At 63.6% G+C, this 16061-nt stretch carries 16 protein-coding genes, 1 tRNA gene and 1 pseudogene; 9 read left to right on the top strand and 9 right to left on the bottom strand.

Annotated features, from left to right (window positions below; all coding sequences use genetic code 11):
* The first annotated feature begins 98 nt into the window (after positions 1-98).
* The gene (locus V5B40_RS23875) at positions 99-1739 is read left to right on the top strand and encodes an electron transfer flavoprotein-ubiquinone oxidoreductase (RefSeq protein ID WP_332356892.1); all 1641 of its coding nucleotides are present in this window, start codon (positions 99-101) and stop codon (positions 1737-1739) included.
* Positions 1740-1786: 47 nt separating this feature from the next.
* Here the strand turns inward: V5B40_RS23875 and queG are convergent, their stop codons facing one another.
* The gene (gene queG, locus V5B40_RS23870; RefSeq protein WP_332356891.1) at positions 1787-2905 is read right to left on the bottom strand and encodes a tRNA epoxyqueuosine(34) reductase QueG; all 1119 of its coding nucleotides are present in this window, start codon (positions 2903-2905) and stop codon (positions 1787-1789) included.
* On the opposite strand from queG, the gene tsaE reads away from it, so the two are divergent.
* From tsaE to V5B40_RS23855, 3 genes are all read left to right on the top strand, one after another.
* Complete coding sequence (tsaE, locus tag V5B40_RS23865) at positions 2900-3403, top strand: tRNA (adenosine(37)-N6)-threonylcarbamoyltransferase complex ATPase subunit type 1 TsaE (protein WP_332356890.1); 504 nt, start codon at positions 2900-2902, stop codon at positions 3401-3403. The genes queG and tsaE overlap by 6 nt on opposite strands.
* Positions 3358-4713 (top strand): N-acetylmuramoyl-L-alanine amidase, encoded by a 1356-nt coding sequence (locus V5B40_RS23860; RefSeq protein ID WP_332356889.1) that lies wholly within the window; start codon positions 3358-3360, stop codon positions 4711-4713. The genes tsaE and V5B40_RS23860 overlap by 46 nt, the downstream gene beginning before the upstream one ends.
* Positions 4714-4843: 130 nt before the next feature.
* A tRNA-Thr gene (locus V5B40_RS23855) sits at positions 4844-4919 on the top strand.
* A 156-nt stretch (positions 4920-5075) separates the two neighbouring features.
* On the opposite strand, the gene V5B40_RS23850 is transcribed toward V5B40_RS23855, so the two are convergent.
* Genes V5B40_RS23850 through V5B40_RS23840 form a run of 3 tightly spaced genes read right to left on the bottom strand, consistent with a single transcriptional unit; the run spans position 5076 to position 5900 of the window.
* Entirely contained in the window at positions 5076-5351 is a 276-nt protein-coding gene (locus V5B40_RS23850) for a DUF3077 domain-containing protein (protein ID WP_332356888.1), read from the bottom strand.
* Complete coding sequence (locus V5B40_RS23845) at positions 5348-5614, bottom strand: hypothetical protein (protein ID WP_332356887.1); 267 nt, start codon at positions 5612-5614, stop codon at positions 5348-5350. The genes V5B40_RS23850 and V5B40_RS23845 overlap by 4 nt, the downstream gene beginning before the upstream one ends.
* Positions 5607-5900 carry a hypothetical protein gene (locus V5B40_RS23840; RefSeq protein ID WP_332356886.1) on the bottom strand — a complete coding sequence of 98 codons (294 nt, stop codon included), beginning with the start codon at positions 5898-5900 and terminating at the stop codon, positions 5607-5609. The genes V5B40_RS23845 and V5B40_RS23840 overlap by 8 nt, the downstream gene beginning before the upstream one ends.
* A 356-nt stretch (positions 5901-6256) precedes the next feature.
* Here V5B40_RS23840 and V5B40_RS23835 point away from each other — a divergent pair, with 356 nt between their 5' ends.
* Positions 6257-7213 carry an RDD family protein gene (locus V5B40_RS23835; RefSeq protein WP_332356885.1) on the top strand — a complete coding sequence of 319 codons (957 nt, stop codon included), beginning with the start codon at positions 6257-6259 and terminating at the stop codon, positions 7211-7213.
* 150 nt (positions 7214-7363) lie between these two features.
* Here V5B40_RS23835 and V5B40_RS23830 read toward each other — a convergent pair whose 3' ends face one another.
* The 5 genes from V5B40_RS23830 to V5B40_RS23810 all read right to left on the bottom strand — a co-directional run bounded on the left by V5B40_RS23830 (position 7364) and on the right by V5B40_RS23810 (position 12766).
* Positions 7364-9319, bottom strand: a complete 1956-nt coding sequence (locus V5B40_RS23830; RefSeq protein ID WP_332356884.1) for a hypothetical protein — start codon at positions 9317-9319, stop codon at positions 7364-7366.
* Positions 9316-9861, bottom strand: coding sequence for a terminase small subunit (locus V5B40_RS23825; RefSeq protein WP_332356883.1), 546 nt, complete (start codon positions 9859-9861; stop codon positions 9316-9318). Before V5B40_RS23825 ends, V5B40_RS23830 begins: the two co-directional genes overlap by 4 nt.
* 277 nt (positions 9862-10138) lie before the next feature.
* Positions 10139-11203: a DUF7146 domain-containing protein gene (locus V5B40_RS23820; RefSeq protein WP_332356882.1), complete on the bottom strand. Its 1065-nt coding sequence runs from the start codon at positions 11201-11203 to the stop codon at positions 10139-10141.
* 107 nt (positions 11204-11310) lie between these two features.
* Positions 11311-12213, bottom strand: a complete 903-nt coding sequence (locus V5B40_RS23815) for a DEAD/DEAH box helicase (protein WP_332356881.1) — start codon at positions 12211-12213, stop codon at positions 11311-11313.
* Positions 12164-12766, bottom strand: a complete 603-nt coding sequence (locus tag V5B40_RS23810) for a DEAD/DEAH box helicase (protein WP_332356880.1) — start codon at positions 12764-12766, stop codon at positions 12164-12166. Before V5B40_RS23810 ends, V5B40_RS23815 begins: the two co-directional genes overlap by 50 nt.
* Positions 12767-12784: 18 nt before the next feature.
* On the opposite strand from V5B40_RS23810, the gene V5B40_RS23805 reads away from it, so the two are divergent.
* The 4 genes and pseudogenes from V5B40_RS23805 to tnpC all read left to right on the top strand — a co-directional run.
* Entirely contained in the window at positions 12785-13219 is a 435-nt protein-coding gene (locus V5B40_RS23805) for a hypothetical protein (RefSeq protein ID WP_332356599.1), read from the top strand.
* Positions 13201-13563, top strand: coding sequence for an IS66 family insertion sequence element accessory protein TnpB (gene tnpB / locus V5B40_RS23800; RefSeq protein WP_332356598.1), 363 nt, complete (start codon positions 13201-13203; stop codon positions 13561-13563). The genes V5B40_RS23805 and tnpB overlap by 19 nt, the downstream gene beginning before the upstream one ends.
* A gap of 39 nt (positions 13564-13602) precedes the next feature.
* Complete coding sequence (locus V5B40_RS23795; RefSeq protein ID WP_332354890.1) at positions 13603-14481, top strand: DUF4338 domain-containing protein; 879 nt, start codon at positions 13603-13605, stop codon at positions 14479-14481.
* Positions 14478-16022: pseudogene (gene tnpC / locus V5B40_RS23790) on the top strand (IS66 family transposase); the annotation flags it as partial. The gene V5B40_RS23795 and the pseudogene tnpC, both read left to right, overlap by 4 nt.
* Between the last annotated feature and the right edge of the window lie 39 nt (positions 16023-16061).

Below are 16061 nucleotides of genomic sequence, written 5' to 3'. Positions count from 1 at the left end.
CTGTGTCGACCGATGGGCGTTCAGCGAGAACACCCTCCATTTGTCGGTGTGCCGACGGTCGGCCACCTGTGAAAACTGAGCTACCTTGGGGAGCGGCCATGGAACGTGAAGCGATGGAGTATGACGTAGTGATTGTCGGTGCGGGGCCGGCAGGCTTGAGTGCGGCGATTCGTCTCAAGCAGCTCAATTCCGAGCTGTCGGTCATGGTGCTCGAGAAGGGTTCGGAAGTCGGTGCGCACATCCTCTCCGGGGCCCTGTTCGAGAGCCGCGCGCTGGACGAATTGCTACCCGACTGGCAGGCCCTGGGTGCGCCGCTGCAGACCTTGGTCAGCGAAGATCAGGTGTATCTGTATCGCAGTGAAACCGCGGCCGTCAAGCTGCCCGCTTTTGCCGTGCCGGCACCGATGCACAACACCGGCAATTACATCATCAGCCTGGGCAGCCTGTGCCGTTGGCTGGGCGAACAGGCGGAAGCTCTGGGCGTCGAGATTTTTCCGGGCTTCGCGGCTGCCGAGTTGCTCTATCACGACGACGCCTCGGTGAAGGGCGTGGCGACCGGTGATCTGGGACGTGACAAGCACGGCGAGCCAAAGGACAATTTCCAGCCGGGCCTCGAGCTGCACGCCAAGTACACGCTGTTCGCCGAAGGGGCGCGCGGACAGCTGGGCAAGGAACTGATCGCCAGATTCGATCTGGCGGCCGCTGCGACCGCACAGCACTACGGTCTCGGGATCAAGGAACTGTGGGAGATCGAGCCGGCAAAACACCAGGCTGGCCTGGTCGTGCATGGCGCTGGCTGGCCGCTTAGCGAACATGGCGCCAGCGGCGGCTCCTTCCTCTATCACCTGGCCGACAATCAGGTCGCCGTGGGGCTGATCGCCGATCTCAACTACGCCAATCCCTATCTATCGCCGTTCGAGGAATTTCAGCGTTTCAAGTCGCAGGCTCAGATCAGGAAGTATCTGGAAGGCGGCAAACGCCTGTGCTACGGGGCGCGCGCCATCACCAAGGGGGGGCTCAACAGCCTGCCCAAGCAGAGTTTCCCTGGCGGGCTGTTGATCGGCTGTGACGCCGGGACCCTGAATTTCGCCAAGATCAAGGGTATTCATACGGCCATGAAGTCGGCGATGCTGGCCGCCGAAACCGTGCACACCGCGCTGCAGGCGGACCCTGCAGGGCGCAGCGACCTGGTCGCCTATGAGCAGAACTTCAAGGCTTCCTGGTTGTACGCCGAACTCCACCAGGCACGCAATTTCGGGCCGGCGCTGCACAAGTTCGGCACGTTTGCGGGCGGCGCCTTCAACTGGATTCAGCAGAATCTTTGCGGCGGTCGCATGTTCTTCACCCTCAAGGACGAAAGCAGCGACCACGAAGCATTACAGCCCGCGGCGAGCCATCAGCCGATCCAGTACGCGCGGCCAGACGGCGTCTTGAGCTTTGATCGCCTGTCGTCGGTATTCATCTCCAATACGGCGCACGAGGAGGAGCAACCGGTCCATCTGCAGTTGCTCGACAGCAGCAAGGCGATTTCTGTCAACTTCAAGGAATACGCTTCACCCGAGCAGCGCTATTGCCCGGCGGGAGTCTATGAAATCGTCGAAGAGGCCGCCGGCCCGCGTCTGCAGATCAATGCCTCGAACTGCGTTCACTGCAAGACCTGCGACATCAAGGATCCGACTCAGAACATCCGCTGGGTAGCGCCCGAGGGAGGCGGTGGGCCGAACTATCCGAACATGTAAGCGCTCCGCACAATGACGGTGCTTGCGGGAGGGCTGGCTGCTGACGATCAGCCGGCTGATGAGTGCTGCTGCGCGAGTGCCCAGGCAACATGCTCACGCAGCAGCGGCGAGGGGTCGTCCTGTCGCGAGCACAGTGCTTCGATGATGGCCGGCGAGCGGGGTGCGTTGCCAAGGGCGACGGCGATATTGCGCAGCCAGCGCAGGTGGCCGATGCGGCGGATCGGGCTGCCGGCCAGGCGGTTGTTGAAGTCCTCCTCGCTCCAGGCGAAGAGGGTCGTCAATGGCGTCGCGTCAAGGCCGTTGCGCACCGCGAAGTCGGGGTCGCCGATCTGGGCGAAGCGGTTCCAGGGGCAGCACAGCTGGCAGTCGTCGCAGCCGTAGATGCGCGTGCCGATCAGCGGCCGCAGGGCGACCGGAATGGTGCCGTGCAGCTCGATGGTCAGATACGAAATGCATAGCCGGGCGTCTACTTCGTAGGGCGCGACGATGGCCGCGGTCGGGCAGGCGTCGAGGCAGCGACGGCAGTCGCCGCAATGCTCGGTAATCGGAGAGTCGGGGGGCAGCGGCAGGGTGCTGTAGATCTCGCCCAGGAAGTGCCAGGAACCCTCGCGTGTCAGCGATAGCGTGTGTTTGCCGCGCCAGGCGATACCCGCCTGACGGGCGAAGTCGGTTTCCATGACCGGTGCCGAATCGGAAAACACGCGGCAGGCAAAGGGCTCTGCCAAGTCCAGCGTCGCCACCTCCTGGCGCAGACGATCGGCGAGTTTCTGCAGCCGCTGGCGGACGGTCTTGTGATAGTCGCGCCCGAGCGCGTAGCGCGAGACGTAGGCCAGCTCGGCATCGTCGAGCACCTTTTGCGCATCGACAGCCGCGGGCCAGTAAGCCAGCCGTACCGAAATGACCGACAGGGCGCCCGGCAGGAGCAACGGCGGCGCCGCGCGCAGCGCCGCATGTTTGGCCATATAATCCATTTCGCCGTGCCGGCCCAGCGCAAGCCAGCGCATCAGCCACGGTGCTGCGGCTGATACATCGGCCCTGGCGATGCCGATCGCGGCAAAGCCCAGTTCCTGACCCCAGTTCTTGATTTTTTTCGCTACTGCGGCGTAAGCGCCTTGGCCATCGGCCAGGCCGCTGGCGGCGCCTGTTTGGGAGTTCACTTCTTGCATAGCAGCGATGATAACCAGTCGGCAGTCCGTCTGCATCTCTCCGACGACGCCGCGACCGCCGAGCTTGGCCGCCAACTGGCGCCCCTGCTCGCTGCGGGGATGGTGGTCTGGCTCGACGGCGACCTCGGCGCCGGGAAGACCTCCCTGGTGCGCGCCATGTTGCGCGCGCGCGGCCATGTCGGCCCCGTAAAAAGCCCCACCTACGCATTGGTTGAAATTTATGTGATTTCGAGGATATACTGGTATCACTTTGATTTCTATCGGTTCAACTTTCCAGAAGAGTTTGTTGATGCAGGGCTTGGCGAATATTTCCGAGACGATGCCGTTTGCTTGGTCGAGTGGCCCCAAAAGGCTGCCGGGCAGGTGCCTGCGGCGGACATCGTCCTTATGTTCCATATTTGCGGGAACGGTCGGACGCTGGACGTGGTTGCGAGTACCGAGGAGGGACAAAAATGTCTGAACGCGCTGAAGAGCGGTTGGCAGGACGCCGGAGACTGATCAAGTTTGCCGGTGCTTCGCTGTTTCTAACAGTCAGCCAGGTATCGCAAGCGTCTGCCAGGAGAAGTCCGGCTGTTCTTGCCGTTCGCGTCTGGCCGGCAGCAGAGTACACGCGCGTGACGATCGAACTCAGCGCACCATTGAAATACACTCAATTCACGGTCAAAGATCCAGACCGCCTGGTCGTGGACCTGGAAGGCATCGAGCTGACCAGCGTACTCGACAGCCTTTCCAGCAAGGTGCTTCCCGACGATCCCAATATCAAGCTGCTGCGCGCCGGGCGTCACAAGCCGGGCGTCGTTCGTCTGGTGATGGAGCTCAAGACCGAGGTCGCACCGCAGGTTTTTGAACTGGCACCGGTGGGTAGTTACGGGCATCGCCTGGTTCTCGACGTCTATCCGTCAATGCCACCGGATCCACTGCTCTCGCTGCTCGACAGCAAGGACTGGAAAGTCGCACCCGTCGAGAGCCGGCCTGAGATCATCGCCGAAAGCCGGCCCGAAGCAGGCACCGATGCCAAGATCGACGCCAAGCCCGAGCAACTCGCCGAGCACCGGCCAGTGAGCAAACAGCGGGGCCGGTCGGTCATCGATCGTCTGGTGACGATCACCCTCGATCCGGGGCACGGAGGCGAGGATCCTGGTGCGATCGGGAGCGGTGGCAGCTACGAAAAACACGTCACGCTGGCGGTGGCCAAGCGCTTGCGCGCGAAAATTGCGGCCGACCCGAACATGCGTGTAGTCCTGACTCGTGACTCGGACTTCTTCGTGCCCCTGCGCGCACGCGTGGATAAAGCGCGTCGAATCCAGTCCGACCTCTTCGTTTCGATCCATGCCGACGCCTTTGTCAGGCCGGACGCCAATGGGTCGTCGGTTTTCGTTCTTTCCGAGAGCGGGGCCACGAGTTCGGCGGCGCGTTATCTGGCCCAGAAAGAGAACGCCTCCGACCTGATTGGTGGCGTCAATATCGCCGTCAACGACCCGGTCCTGGCGCGTACGCTGCTCGATCTCTCGCAGACGGCAACGATCAGCGATAGCCTGAAGCTCGGCAAAGCGGTCCTCGGCGAGATTGGCGGTATCAACCGCCTGCACAAGGCGCACGTCGAACAGGCCGGTTTTGCCGTTCTCAAGGCGCCCGACATTCCGTCGATCCTGATCGAAACCGCCTTCATCTCCAATCCGGAGGAGGAGAAGCGCCTGAACGACGACGCCTACCAGGACAAACTGGCCTCGGCCATCTTTTCGGGGATAAAAAAGTACCTGGCCCTGAATCCGCCCCTGGCCAAGTCGACCCTGGCCAGGCTCGATTAACTTTCTCGCTTGCGCTCGCGGCGAGTGCGCCGACGAGCAGGCGACAGTGTTTCGGGCCGCAAATAGCGGTTCCAAATATCCGTCGGCGCTGCTAAAATGCCGACCCTGCACATGCTTCAAGAATCACCGTGCCGCTGTAGCTCAGTCGGTAGAGCAGCGCATTCGTAATGCGAAGGTCGGCAGTTCGATTCCGCCCAGCGGCACCAGTAAAGCAGACACTTAGCCCGGCTCACAAGGTCGGGCTTTTTGTTGTCTGCGCACCTGGTAGGCAGATGGTAGGCAAGTTTTTTCAGCCCGCATCCGTCGCACCAAAGAAAAACCCGGCGCGCGGCCGGGTCGGCGCATTGCCTGGCGCCGGGCCGCTACTCCCTGCCGCTTTCCATCTGAGCATTGACGACGGTGTCGACAAGGGCCTTGGCCATTTCAACGAGGTGAACGATTGCCCACCGGGCGCCATCGTCTAGCGCGTCCGAGTTGCTGCCCAGGCTGGCGGCTGACGACAGAAACATCGAAGCCCCTTCGAGCGCGCATTCGGTCGTAATGTCCTCGCTGACGACGAAGAACTGCGCAGCGTTGCCGGCAGTGGCGAAGTATGGCTTCGGCTCGAATTCGGCTTGTGCGTGGGCGTCGGCTCTCATTGCAGTCCCCCCTGCAAGCCAAACAGTTCTCGTATCTCGGTGACCAGTTCGCTGCACGCCCATAGGTAGCTGTCTCGGGCCGACGCGTCGAGCACGCGCCCGAACGTCTCGCCGCCAACGCCCCATGTCATCAGCAGCATGGCGTCAAGGCGCTCCAGCTTCTTCTCGATCAGTTCTTGAACGTCGTCAGCCGTCGCGCCAGGGGCAAAGTCGTAGACGGACGAGTCGATAGCCGGGCGATTGGTCGGTATCTGCTCATTCATGGCACGCCTCCGCAGCATCAAGGAACGAAGCCAGGGCTGCAGGCAGTTTGCTTGCGTCGCCGTGTAGCGCGTCCTGAACGTCGTACAGGTCATCGACCACGCGCCAGAGCGCGATGGCCATGTCGTGCGATAGGTGCGCCTCATTGACGACAAGACGCGCCTTGTTGATGGCGTCGAGCAGAACCAACCCGACAGCGGCCAGGGCGGTGATGCCGTCAGGGGTGAAGCGGTCGAGACTTTGCAGCGTGCGGGATTGGCGCGCATCGGCGCCGGGGTTCTTGGGCATGGTGTGACTCCTTTTCGGGCGGTGGCATGTCCCGCCTTCCCCGACGCCAATCGAGGAGGGCAAGACCGTGCGGGTTGGCGTACCGGGAATAGGAACCGGCGAGCACGAAGCTCCCCACACGGCCGCCCAAAACTTGGAAGCCATGCGACGGACGAAAAAATACCGCACTGGTGGCGGTCGTCCGCCTTTTCTCCGGACGCCAAACCCGCATCGCTGATGTGCAGCGACGAGGCCATCGAGATGGTTAAGACCGGCTCGCGCGCTCCGTCGTTGTAACCACGCTTCTGCCTCCGCACAGTATCTGCCGCGTCGGCGCCTTCGTAATCGCTGGATGGATGTAGAGGGGTGCATGACTAATGAATAGCGATGATGACACCAAGTTGTATGCGATTGTTGCCAAGGAGTTGTCCATCAATCGCCGGGAGGAAGGGCTTTGGACCAAGGCTTTTGCTCTCGAAAACGGCGACGAGCGAGCGACAAAGGCGCGGTACATTCGCGAGCGTGTGGACTTTCTCAAGCGCAGCCGGAACCCCGGCAGGGGCCAAGATGAATCGACTTCGCCGGATACTCATGCCGTTCCCGAAGTCGCCCACCAACGAAAGGCAGTGCCGCCTGTAGGCGCGACCGTCCAAGTTGCCCCGTGGGCCAGATTCTTTGCCCGAACCATCGATCTTGGTGTCGTCACGGTATTGGTGTTCGTTGCGGGAGTGGCTATGGAAATGTCGCTGCCAACTTGGTCGCTTGGACCATTGCAAGCAGTGCTGTTGGGCTTTCTGGTCTTCGGGATTGCTTTGCTCGCATACGAAGCAATTGCCCTCTCCGAATTCGGCACCACGATAGGCAAGGCTGCGTTCGGACTTCGCATCAGGACCGAACGAGGCGGGGTCTTGGATACCGCGAGCGCTTTCCGCAGAGCTTTTTGGGTGTGGGTCAGCGGCAATGGGTGTTATCTTGCCTTCCCAACCGCGTCAGTTTTCTTCTGGTGGCGGGGTTACAGACTTCTGAAAGCAACTGGTAGCACCCCGTGGGACAAAAGAGCTGGAACGGCGGTTACGCAAGGCAGCGTCGGCTCGTTCAGGTTCTTGGCGGGAGCCTCGGTGAGCGTCGCGCTGCTGGTGGGTACTCTGCTTCTCGCAACATTGAGCAAGCAGGCCTTCAAGCAGGAGTTTAGGGCGGCAACAAGTATTCTTGACCAATTGCACGGCACCCCGACTCGCAGAGGGCTTTCCGATGAAGAGTTTTTTGGGGCTGCGCCTAGCGGTCGCGGGTTATCTGACGAAGAAGTCTTCGGGACAGCCGCAGCAAAGCAATAGACACCTCTTGGCCCAGCTTGTTATCCCCCTGCTAGATTGACAAACTCCCCTGCATAGCGGGTTGTTCTAGGGTCGATGTCATCGGCTTCGGCTATCTCGCCAACCCATTGAGCTGCAGGGGGCCTTTCGTCACGGCGTGCCGCCACTGCGCTATGCGGCTTCCACCAGTTCCCACCCTTTGCCGGTCCACCTTACCGGGCCTTTCGGAGAGGGGTAAATCTGACCGACTTTGCGGTCCTTCATTGCGGGCTCGCCCGGTGCCGCGGAGCTGCCAATTGCCGGGAGACTGGTTACTTTCCCGCTGGCATCAATGTAGCGTCCGGCGCCAGTGCGCTCGTCCGTCGTGACCACCCACCCGTTAGGATTGGTCGTTGTTTTGTATTCCGGCGGCGCATCAGGCTTGAACAGCCCATACGCGATACCTTGCCGCTTGGCCGCCTCGATCTGTGCCGGGTCGCCCGACTGGTACGCCGCAGCAATACCCATGCGCGCATTGCGAATCTGATCCGCGTCGGTGATGCTGCCTCGGGCCTGCTGCTGCTGAAGCTGCGCCGCGGCCACCTGGGCTTGCGAGGCCGGGCTTTGCTGGCGAAGCTGCTCAACATCGAGCTGGTTGATTCCGATCTGGTCGATTCCGGCCAGCCTATTTTGACCTTCGATTCCCGCTTCGTCGATGCGGCCCTGCGCGCGCGTCGCCTCGTTGGCCCTTGCCGTCAGGTTGTTGCGCACTCCGGCATCCCTTTCGCGCATGTCATTGAGCGCCGCAATGCGCCCGGCGTTGGTCTTCGCCGTGCCGCCGCCCGTGCCAAGGTCATGCGCCAGGCGCGCCGTATTCGACTCGTTCACGAACTGCGTGAAGCGGTCCGCCTTGGCGCGCTGCTGCTCGGCGTAGCTTGGCCCGGCCGGAACGGCGTTTCGCGCATCGACTCGCGCCTGCTCGGCGCGCTGGTTGTTTAGCTGCCGCTGGTAGTCCTGCGTCAGCGCCATGCTGTTGCCGTTCGCGTCGACGTTGCCGCCGGCCGCGGGAAGTCCGCCATCAATGCCCTGGCCCGTCAGAACGATCGACCGGCCGTCAGAGAACTTCGCCGAGTTTTGCTGTTGCGACACGTCGAAGTTCGGATCTGTGAAGCTCAACATTCCGGCATCCGGGTTGTGCTTGGCGTCGCCCGCGTTGCCGGTGTTTCTGGCGATTGTCTGGTCAGCCTGCTGCACGGGATAGTTCGGCACGCCCATCTTGCGGTCTGCCGCAGCGGAATAAACGGGCGTCTTTGGCAGGCCTGCCGCAATTCCCGCAGGATCTTGCTTCCCTGCCGCCACGTCGCTGTTGTACAAAAAAGCGTCTTTGAGCTTCGGCCATACAGACCCAACGCTAGGCCCTGGGGCCATCTGCCCTCTTGACGCATAGTCGTATGAGTTGTCGGCAATGGATGCGGTTTGCGGCTTTGCTGCCGCGGCGGGCGCTGGCGCCATCGAAAACGAATTGCCATCGCGCTTGATTGCGCCCTTGTCCCCGGCCGGCACCACCTTCTTTTTCTCCAGGTCATCCACGCCGCCCGCAGCGCGCCCGCCAGCCTTTGTCGGAACCGGCGGCTTGCCGTCGTTGGTCGCCTGGATGATCGACTCGATAGCGTCGATGGCGCCCGGCGTCTTCATGGTCTTGGCTGGCAGCGTGGCAATTCCCTCTCCGTCCGACAGGCCAACTTCCCGGCCCGCGACCACGACCGGGATGCTGTCTGAGGTGGTCGTTCCGCGCCCCTTCACGGGAATTACCCCGCCCTTGGCGTAGTTCAGCGCGTCGAGGTTCTTCTTTTTGCGCTCGACAATCGCGTCTCGCGGCCCTGACAAGGCGGCCAGATTTTTCGTGCGGGCTGCCGGCGGCGCTTCGTTGCCCGTTATGGCGTCCCATGCCGTCTTGAGGCTCTTTTGCCATTCCGGCTCTTGAGCCTCCTGCGTCGAGCGCTCTTTCGGATAAACCCCGCCGTTGGCCATGCACTTCTTTCTATTCTTCATGTCGTTCTCGCTGCGCAATGTGGCATCAACCAAGGTAGGATGATCGCCTGATGTTTGAAAGGTTGAATCGCTTTTCCTTCTCGCCGCTGACTTCATTGCTTCCTCCGTGACTTCCCGCTCGACACTCCGATTACCGCCCCGCCGAGGGAGTCGAGCAGTTCCCGCAGCGGATTTGCTTGCTGATCGTTGTCCTTCTCGTACAGGCCAAGGTGCTTCATCGCCTTTTCCAGCGCGTCGAGCTTGTTCCAGAAGCGATACTTGACGACGCCATCCTTGTCGACCTCGAACGAAGCCACCGCGCGACGAAGCTCCGGCGGCAGTTCGTGCAGCAGCTTGAGCTGCCCGTCCTCGTTCATAATCCCGCCAATGTCGGCCAGGGCCAGTGCTTTGACCTCCCGAAGAATGTCCGCTGCCTTTAGCGTGGCGATCTCTGCCGCCGCCGCCTGCATCGCTCGAATCCTTGTGGCTACCTTGGGGTTCGCAGCCAGCCTGCTCGCCTCTTCGTGAATCTGCTTCGCTGTCATGCGGGCAGTTTTGTACGAGGCCCGATAGGCGTCGGAAAGCGTCTCGCCGCTTACGACTTCCTGTGCGAAATTCTCTTGCTGCGGAGTTAGTTCATACTGATTCGTCATGCTCATCTTGTTGCCTCTTGCCTTTCGCGCAGTTGCTGCGCCTGTTTGTCAAATCGTTGGAAGTTGGTTCATTGCGCCCCGGCATTCATCGCACCACGGCGGCAGAAAATCACGCCAGTGGCCCGCGGCGGGCGACTTGCCGTAGGCATTGTGCGATGCACTGTAAGCAAGTTGCGAGCCACGAGCACTCTATACCCGTCATATGCCAGACAGCACAAAGAGGGGCACACTTCATGCTTGCTGTTGCCGGCGGCATTGTGCGCTGCAGTTTTTGCCGTTCTCATCATGGCACGTCGACCGACTTCCCGGCGCCTGTTTTTGCGTCGGAGCGTAGCGTATCCGGTGCATCGCGGCGCAGTGTCGAGCCCTCGCCGATAACTGGCAGCGCCCGCAGCACGTACCGGCAATTTCCAGCGTCTCGCGGCCCAGCGTCCGCGCTGAGCTGGTCAAGCCAGTCACCGACCGTCGACGGAATCTTTACCGTCACGACCAAGCCTCTCCGCTTCAGCCGATGTGCGGCCGTGTACGCCGCCGCCTGGCCGACGAAGTTGCTATCGTGGTCGCCGAAGACGATCAGCTCACGCACGCCAGCGGGAGGCTCGAAGCTCTGGATGCCTGCCGCGCTGATACAGGACCAGACCGGAACGCCGAAGATCTGCGCCGCTGCCAGCGCCGTTTCTATTCCCTCGGCTATACCCAGGCATTCCGCCACCGGGAAAAGGCGCACAGCGGCCCCGGAAACAGGCTTGCCGGCCATCAGCTTCTTTGGCGAACTGACCGGCGCCTTGTGCCCGCGCTGCAGGTATGTCCGATGCAGGGTGACGCCCGTGCCGTCAGCAGCAACGACGCGTGCGAGCATTGCCGGGAACCTGCCCGCGAGCGCGCGAGTTTCGTAGTAGGGCAGCGCGGGGTGCAGGCGCAGGCAATCGGGCACCGTCTTGATCTCTAAGTCTCTCCCAGCCAAGTAGGTCATGGCCTCGTCGCCGTGCGTCAGCTTGCTGCCTTCCGCCCAGGTCTGACGCAACTTGCGGACCTTCGCCGCTTCATCCTGCTCCGGCTGTCGCACGAACGGCTGCACGACGCCTGCAGCGCGCTCGATCTCCAGAGCAGCGGCCGGGAAATCCTGGCCCGTCACCAGCATCGCCAGCTTGACGCCATCGCCGGCACCGCACTGCGAGCAGAACCACGTGCCGCGGCCTTCCTTGTCGTCAAAGCGGAACCGGTCTTTTCCCCCGCACATCGGACACGGTCCATGCTTCCCCGACAGCGCACGGTCACTCAAGCCCATGCCGGCGAGGATGCCCGGCCACTTGCCGGCGGCCGCCTCCCGCACGCTATGCCGCTGCATTGCCCGCCTCCTTGCGCTTCGCGAAGGCGATCGCGTTCGCGCGGACCTTGTTGATGACCTCCTGCGTCGGCGTTGCCGCGACCTCCGCCAATCCCTTCGGCCAAACATCAAAGAAGGTCCGGTACTGGTTCGCCGCCCAGCCTTGACGATAGCCCCGCCTTTGCTGAAGAAACAGGAGCTGCGAATAGACGAGCTGCTTGACGTCCTTGGTCGCCGGCTTCTTGCGCACCTGCTTGACCAGCTTGCCGGCGATGGTTTGGACTTCGTTCTGCCGCTCGGGAGCGAATCCGCAAGCCGGGCACTTGTGGATTTTCGCTGGCTTCATGAGGCTGCATTTCGCGCACTTTCGTCGGCAGTGATTCCCGGCGCTCGGTGCTCTTGCTGCCGGATGTTCTGGGCTTCCCGTCGTCAAGCGCCAGCGGCAAGTCATCGCACGGATGCCCAAGACGGGCAGTGCTGCCGCTGTGGTCGAGCAGCAGCGCACGCTCTTTGCCGGGCGCCGGCCGGAGCACTCGCCCAGCCATTTGAATGTAGCGAATCAAGGAGCGCGTCGGGCGCGCCAGCACCATCACCTCGGCAGTCGGGCAGTCCCAGCCTTCCGACAACAAGGCGCAGTTGCTCAGCACCGTTGTGGCGCCGTTGGCGAAGCGCTCAAGAATTGCCGCGCGCTCGTCATCGGTCATCCGGTAGTCGATGTGCTCGGCGGTGACATCAGCGGCTTGAAAGGTCTCGACGATGTGCTTGCTGTGCGCAATGTCGGTGGCGAAGACGGCCGTTTGCTTACCCCTGGCCAGCCTGAACCAATGGTCTCGGATGTCGCCGATCAGGCTCGGCTTGTCGACTGCTTTGGCCAGATCGCTCTGGCGAAAGTCTGTTTCGCCGTCGATGCTTTTCGAGCTGCGCACGCCTTTCATGTCGGGCTCGCTTGGCGCGTAAATGTCGCAATCGACCAGATAGTCGTCAGCGATCAAATCGGCCACTGTCGCGCCGATCACCAGATCCTCGAACAACGCGCCGCCAAGCTCCTTCGTAGTGCTTGGCCATGCCGGCGGCGAACGGCGTTGCCGTCAGGCCGATCACCGGCACCAGGTTTCGCGAGAACATGATCTGCTTGAGCTTCGCGCTCCCGGCGACAGAATGACACTCGTCGATGATGATCAGACCGATGTCGTCGGGCAGACCACGCAGGTGCACCGTGTCGATCGACGCCACCAGCACGCGAGCGTCCAGATTGCGCGTGTTATCCGCCTGCAGGATGCCGTGCTTGATACCCAGGCCGTCGAGCACTGCAGATGTTTGCAGAACGAGCTGCTTGCGGTTGGCGATGAACACGACCTTGCGGGACTTGGCCAGCGCCATGCAGATGATCGCGGCGGCGGTGCGCGTCTTGCCCCCGCCCGTGGGCAGATAGGCGACCACGCGGCGATTTCCCCCAGCCAAGGAAAGGCGGGTGTTGTCGACCAGGTCGGACTGGTAGGGGCGCAGGTCAATAGACAGTGTCCTTTCGGCAACGCTGCATGAAATCGCCGGGGCGGTCTGGTAGCGTGGTAGGCCCGTATTCACTGATCCAGAGGCCTCCCGATGCCGCCCTCCATTCCCTTGTCCGACCCCCAGCTGGCCGCTGCCGCGGCCGCCCTTGCCAAATGGCGGAGCACCCGCCCGCGCAGTTCGCGTATCCCGGAAGACCTCTGGTCGCGAGCAATCGAACTGGCCGAGCGGCACGGCATCGCCAAAGTCGCCGTTGCCCTGAAACTCGACTACACCAGCCTGAAGCGCCGGCTGGCCACCACAACAGCCAGCGCCACCGCCACAGCCAAGCGACCCGCCGCCGGCTCGCGGTCATCGGTGCCCTCAGCGGACTTCGTCGAACTCGACTTCGGCCTGCCACTGGCCCCGTCTCCCTGCATCCTGGTTCTCTCTGACCGGCACGGTCGAGCGCTGCGCATCGAACTGCCGCGTGCGGCCAGCGGCGACATCGCCGAGGTCGCGCGCAGCCTGTGGCAGACAAGGCCGTGATCGCGCTGACCCCGCGCCTGCGCGTCTGGGTCGCCGCCGAGCCGGCCGACTTTCGCTGCGGCATCGACGGGCTGGCCCGGCGCGTGCGCCAGGTCCTGGCCGAAGACCCCTTCAGCGGTGCCCTGTTCGTCTTTCGCAACCGCCGGCACACGGCGGTCAAGGTCCTGGTCTATGACGGTCAAGGCTTCTGGTTGTGTCAGAAGCGCCTGTCGCAGGGCCGCTTCCGCTGCTGGCCCCGGGACTCGCCGGGGCAGGTGCTCGCCCCGCACGCCCTGGCGGTGCTGCTCTCGGGAGGCGATTACGCGGCGGCCGGGGGGATGCCGCAGTGGCGCGCGCTCGCCTGACGCTTGCGTTCCAGATGCAGAACCGGTATAACGGTCTGCGTGCCCACGATCCTTTCCTACCGTGGCCGCACGGTTACTACCGGCGACCTCGAAACCATCCGCGCGCTACTCAAGGCGCATCCCGACGCCAGCCGCCGGGCGTTCTCGCAACGCCTGTGCGAACACTGGGACTGGCGTCAGCCCAATGGCGCACTGCGCGACATGGTCTGCCGCAGCCTGCTGCTCGTCCTGCACCGGGCCGAGCACATCTGCTTGCCAGCGGTCCGCCAGCGCCCGCCGAATAATGCCATCGCTCGCCGCCGGCCGCCGCTGGTGGCAGTGGACCGCTCGCCGCTGGAACAGCCTCTCGGCGCGTTGCGCCCCGTCGAACTGGTGGCGGTTCGCCGCACGCCGCTGGAAGGACTCTTCGATCACCTGATCGCCGAGGCGCATTACCTCGGCCCGATGCAGGGTGTCGGCGAGCAGATCAAGTACGTGGCTTTTAGCCAAGGGCGACCGCTCGCCTGTCTGGGCTTCACCTCGGCGCCGCGCCACCTCGCTCCGCGTGACCGCTTCATCGGCTGGTCGCCACAAGGGCGTCGGGCGCATGTGCATGAGATCGCCTACCAGAGCCGCTTCCTGATCTTGCCCTGGGTGCGTGTTCCGCATCTGGCCTCGCATCTCCTCGGCCGCGTCGCGCGCCGGATTGGCGCCGACTGGCAGACGCGCTATGGCCACCCGGTGCATTATCTGGAGACCTTCGTCGATCCCGAGCGCTACGCGGGCACCTGCTACCGGGCCGCCAACTGGCAGGAGCTGGGCCTGACCACCGGTCGCGGCAAGGACGACCTGAGCCATCGCCCGAACCGTTCCCGCAAGCAGGTCCTCGGTTACCCGCTGCACGCGGACTTCCGTCGCCGCCTCGGGGGGCTGGCATGACCCGGCGCCGGCAGAAGCCGCCTCGGCGGATACAGATCCCGATTCAGGAGCTCAACGCCATTGTCGAGCGCACCCGCGACGGCGCATTGCCCGAGGCGGAGCAGGCCACCCTCAAGGCGGCGGTGGACACCCTCGCGCGGGTGACCGCCGAGCTCGAGTCGACGCAGACCACGCTGGCGCGGGTGCAGCGGATCGTCTTCGGCTCGCCGAGCGAGCGCACGGCCGCGGTTCTCGGGGAAGAGAAGACGGGTGAGCGTCCGCCGGAGGACGCCCCGACGAGTCCGCCGGCAGCGGCCGGCGAAACGGACCCCGGTGGTGCGGCGACAGGGACGGCCGATACGGACCCGCGGCGCGAGAAGAAGAAGCGCCCCGGGCACGGGCGCAACGGGGCCGACGACTATCCCCGCGCGCCGCGCATCGCGGTCGCCCATGCGAGCTTGAAGCACGGCGATCCCTGCCCCGAGTCGGGTTGTGAGGGCCGCTTGTACGGGCAACGACGCGAGCCGGCGCTGCTGGTTCGCGTGACCGGGGTGGCGCCCCTGGCGGCGCAGGTCTATGAACTGGAACGGTTGCGCTGCGGACTCTGTGGCACGGTGTTCACTGCCGAGCCACCAGCAGGGGTCGGCGAGACGAAATACGACGAGACCGCCGCGGCGATGATCGCGCTCCTGAAGTACGGCTGCGGCTTGCCGTTCCACCGCATTCAGCGGCTCGAGAAGGCGCTGGCCATCCCGCTGCCGGCGGCGACCCAGTGGGAGGTCGTGCAGCAAGCGGCGGCACGCCTGACGCCGGCCTTTGCGGAACTGGCCGAGCAGGCGGCCGAGGGGTCGGTGCTCTACAACGACGATACGACGATGCGTATTCTCCACTTCACCCAGGAGGCGCGCACCGAGGCGCTGCCGCCGGGCGCCCGCGCGGATCGTACCGGGGTGTTCACTTCCGGGCTGGTCGCCGAGACGGCGCACGGTCCAATCGCGCTGTTCAAGACCGGGCCCTGCCATGCCGGCGAACACCTCGCCGAGGTGCTCGACCGCCGTGAGGCGCCGGACCCGCCGATCCAGATGTCCGATGGCTTGTCTCGCAACAAGCCGGGCGATCATCCGACCCTGGCCGCTTCTTGTCTTCCGCATGCGCGACGCAAGTACGTCGACGTGGCCAACGCCTTTCCCGACGAAGTCGCCTTCGTCCTCAAGACGCTACGCGAGGTCTTTCGCACCGATCAGCAGGCGCGGCAGAAAGGTCTCTCGCCACCGGATCGCCTGCTCCTCCACCAGCAGGAGAGCGCCCCGCGCATGAAGGCGCTCGAGGACTGGATGGCCAGGCAGTTCGCGGAGCACCTCGTGGAGCCTCACTCGGGGCTCGGGCAGGCGATCTCGTACATGCAGAACCACTGGCAGAAGCTGACGCTCTTCCTGCGCGTGCCGGGCGCCCCGATTGACAACAATGTTTGCGAGAGAATCCTCAAGAAGGCGATCCTGCATCGGAAGAACGCGTTGTTCTATCGCACCTTGAACGGTGCGCGGGTCGGCGACCTGTTCATGAGCCTGATTCATACCGCGGAACTGCACCAGATCGAGCCG

The sequence above is a fragment of the Candidatus Accumulibacter meliphilus genome, from assembly GCF_036625345.1.
Taxonomy (GTDB): Bacteria; Pseudomonadota; Gammaproteobacteria; order Burkholderiales; family Rhodocyclaceae; genus Accumulibacter; species Accumulibacter meliphilus.
Note: the sequence above shows the minus strand (reverse complement) of the source record. Positions and strands in the feature narration are given on the sequence as shown.

Bases quoted from the DNA above. Each gene is read 5' to 3' on its own strand.
- V5B40_RS23875 (WP_332356892.1), top strand. From the start codon at position 99: ATGGAACGTGAAGCGATGGAGTATGACGTAGTGATTGTCGGTGCGGGG.
- queG (WP_332356891.1), bottom strand. From the start codon at position 2,905: ATGCAAGAAGTGAACTCCCAAACAGGCGCCGCCAGCGGCCTGGCCGAT.
- V5B40_RS23860 (WP_332356889.1), top strand. From the start codon at position 3,358: ATGTCTGAACGCGCTGAAGAGCGGTTGGCAGGACGCCGGAGACTGATC.
- V5B40_RS23850 (WP_332356888.1), bottom strand. From the start codon at position 5,351: ATGAGAGCCGACGCCCACGCACAAGCCGAATTCGAGCCGAAGCCATAC.
- V5B40_RS23845 (WP_332356887.1), bottom strand. From the start codon at position 5,614: ATGAATGAGCAGATACCGACCAATCGCCCGGCTATCGACTCGTCCGTC.
- V5B40_RS23840 (WP_332356886.1), bottom strand. From the start codon at position 5,900: ATGCCCAAGAACCCCGGCGCCGATGCGCGCCAATCCCGCACGCTGCAA.
- V5B40_RS23835 (WP_332356885.1), top strand. From the start codon at position 6,257: ATGAATAGCGATGATGACACCAAGTTGTATGCGATTGTTGCCAAGGAG.
- V5B40_RS23830 (WP_332356884.1), bottom strand. From the start codon at position 9,319: ATGAAGTCAGCGGCGAGAAGGAAAAGCGATTCAACCTTTCAAACATCA.
- V5B40_RS23825 (WP_332356883.1), bottom strand. From the start codon at position 9,861: ATGAGCATGACGAATCAGTATGAACTAACTCCGCAGCAAGAGAATTTC.
- V5B40_RS23820 (WP_332356882.1), bottom strand. From the start codon at position 11,203: ATGCAGCGGCATAGCGTGCGGGAGGCGGCCGCCGGCAAGTGGCCGGGC.
- V5B40_RS23805 (WP_332356599.1), top strand. From the start codon at position 12,785: ATGCCGCCCTCCATTCCCTTGTCCGACCCCCAGCTGGCCGCTGCCGCG.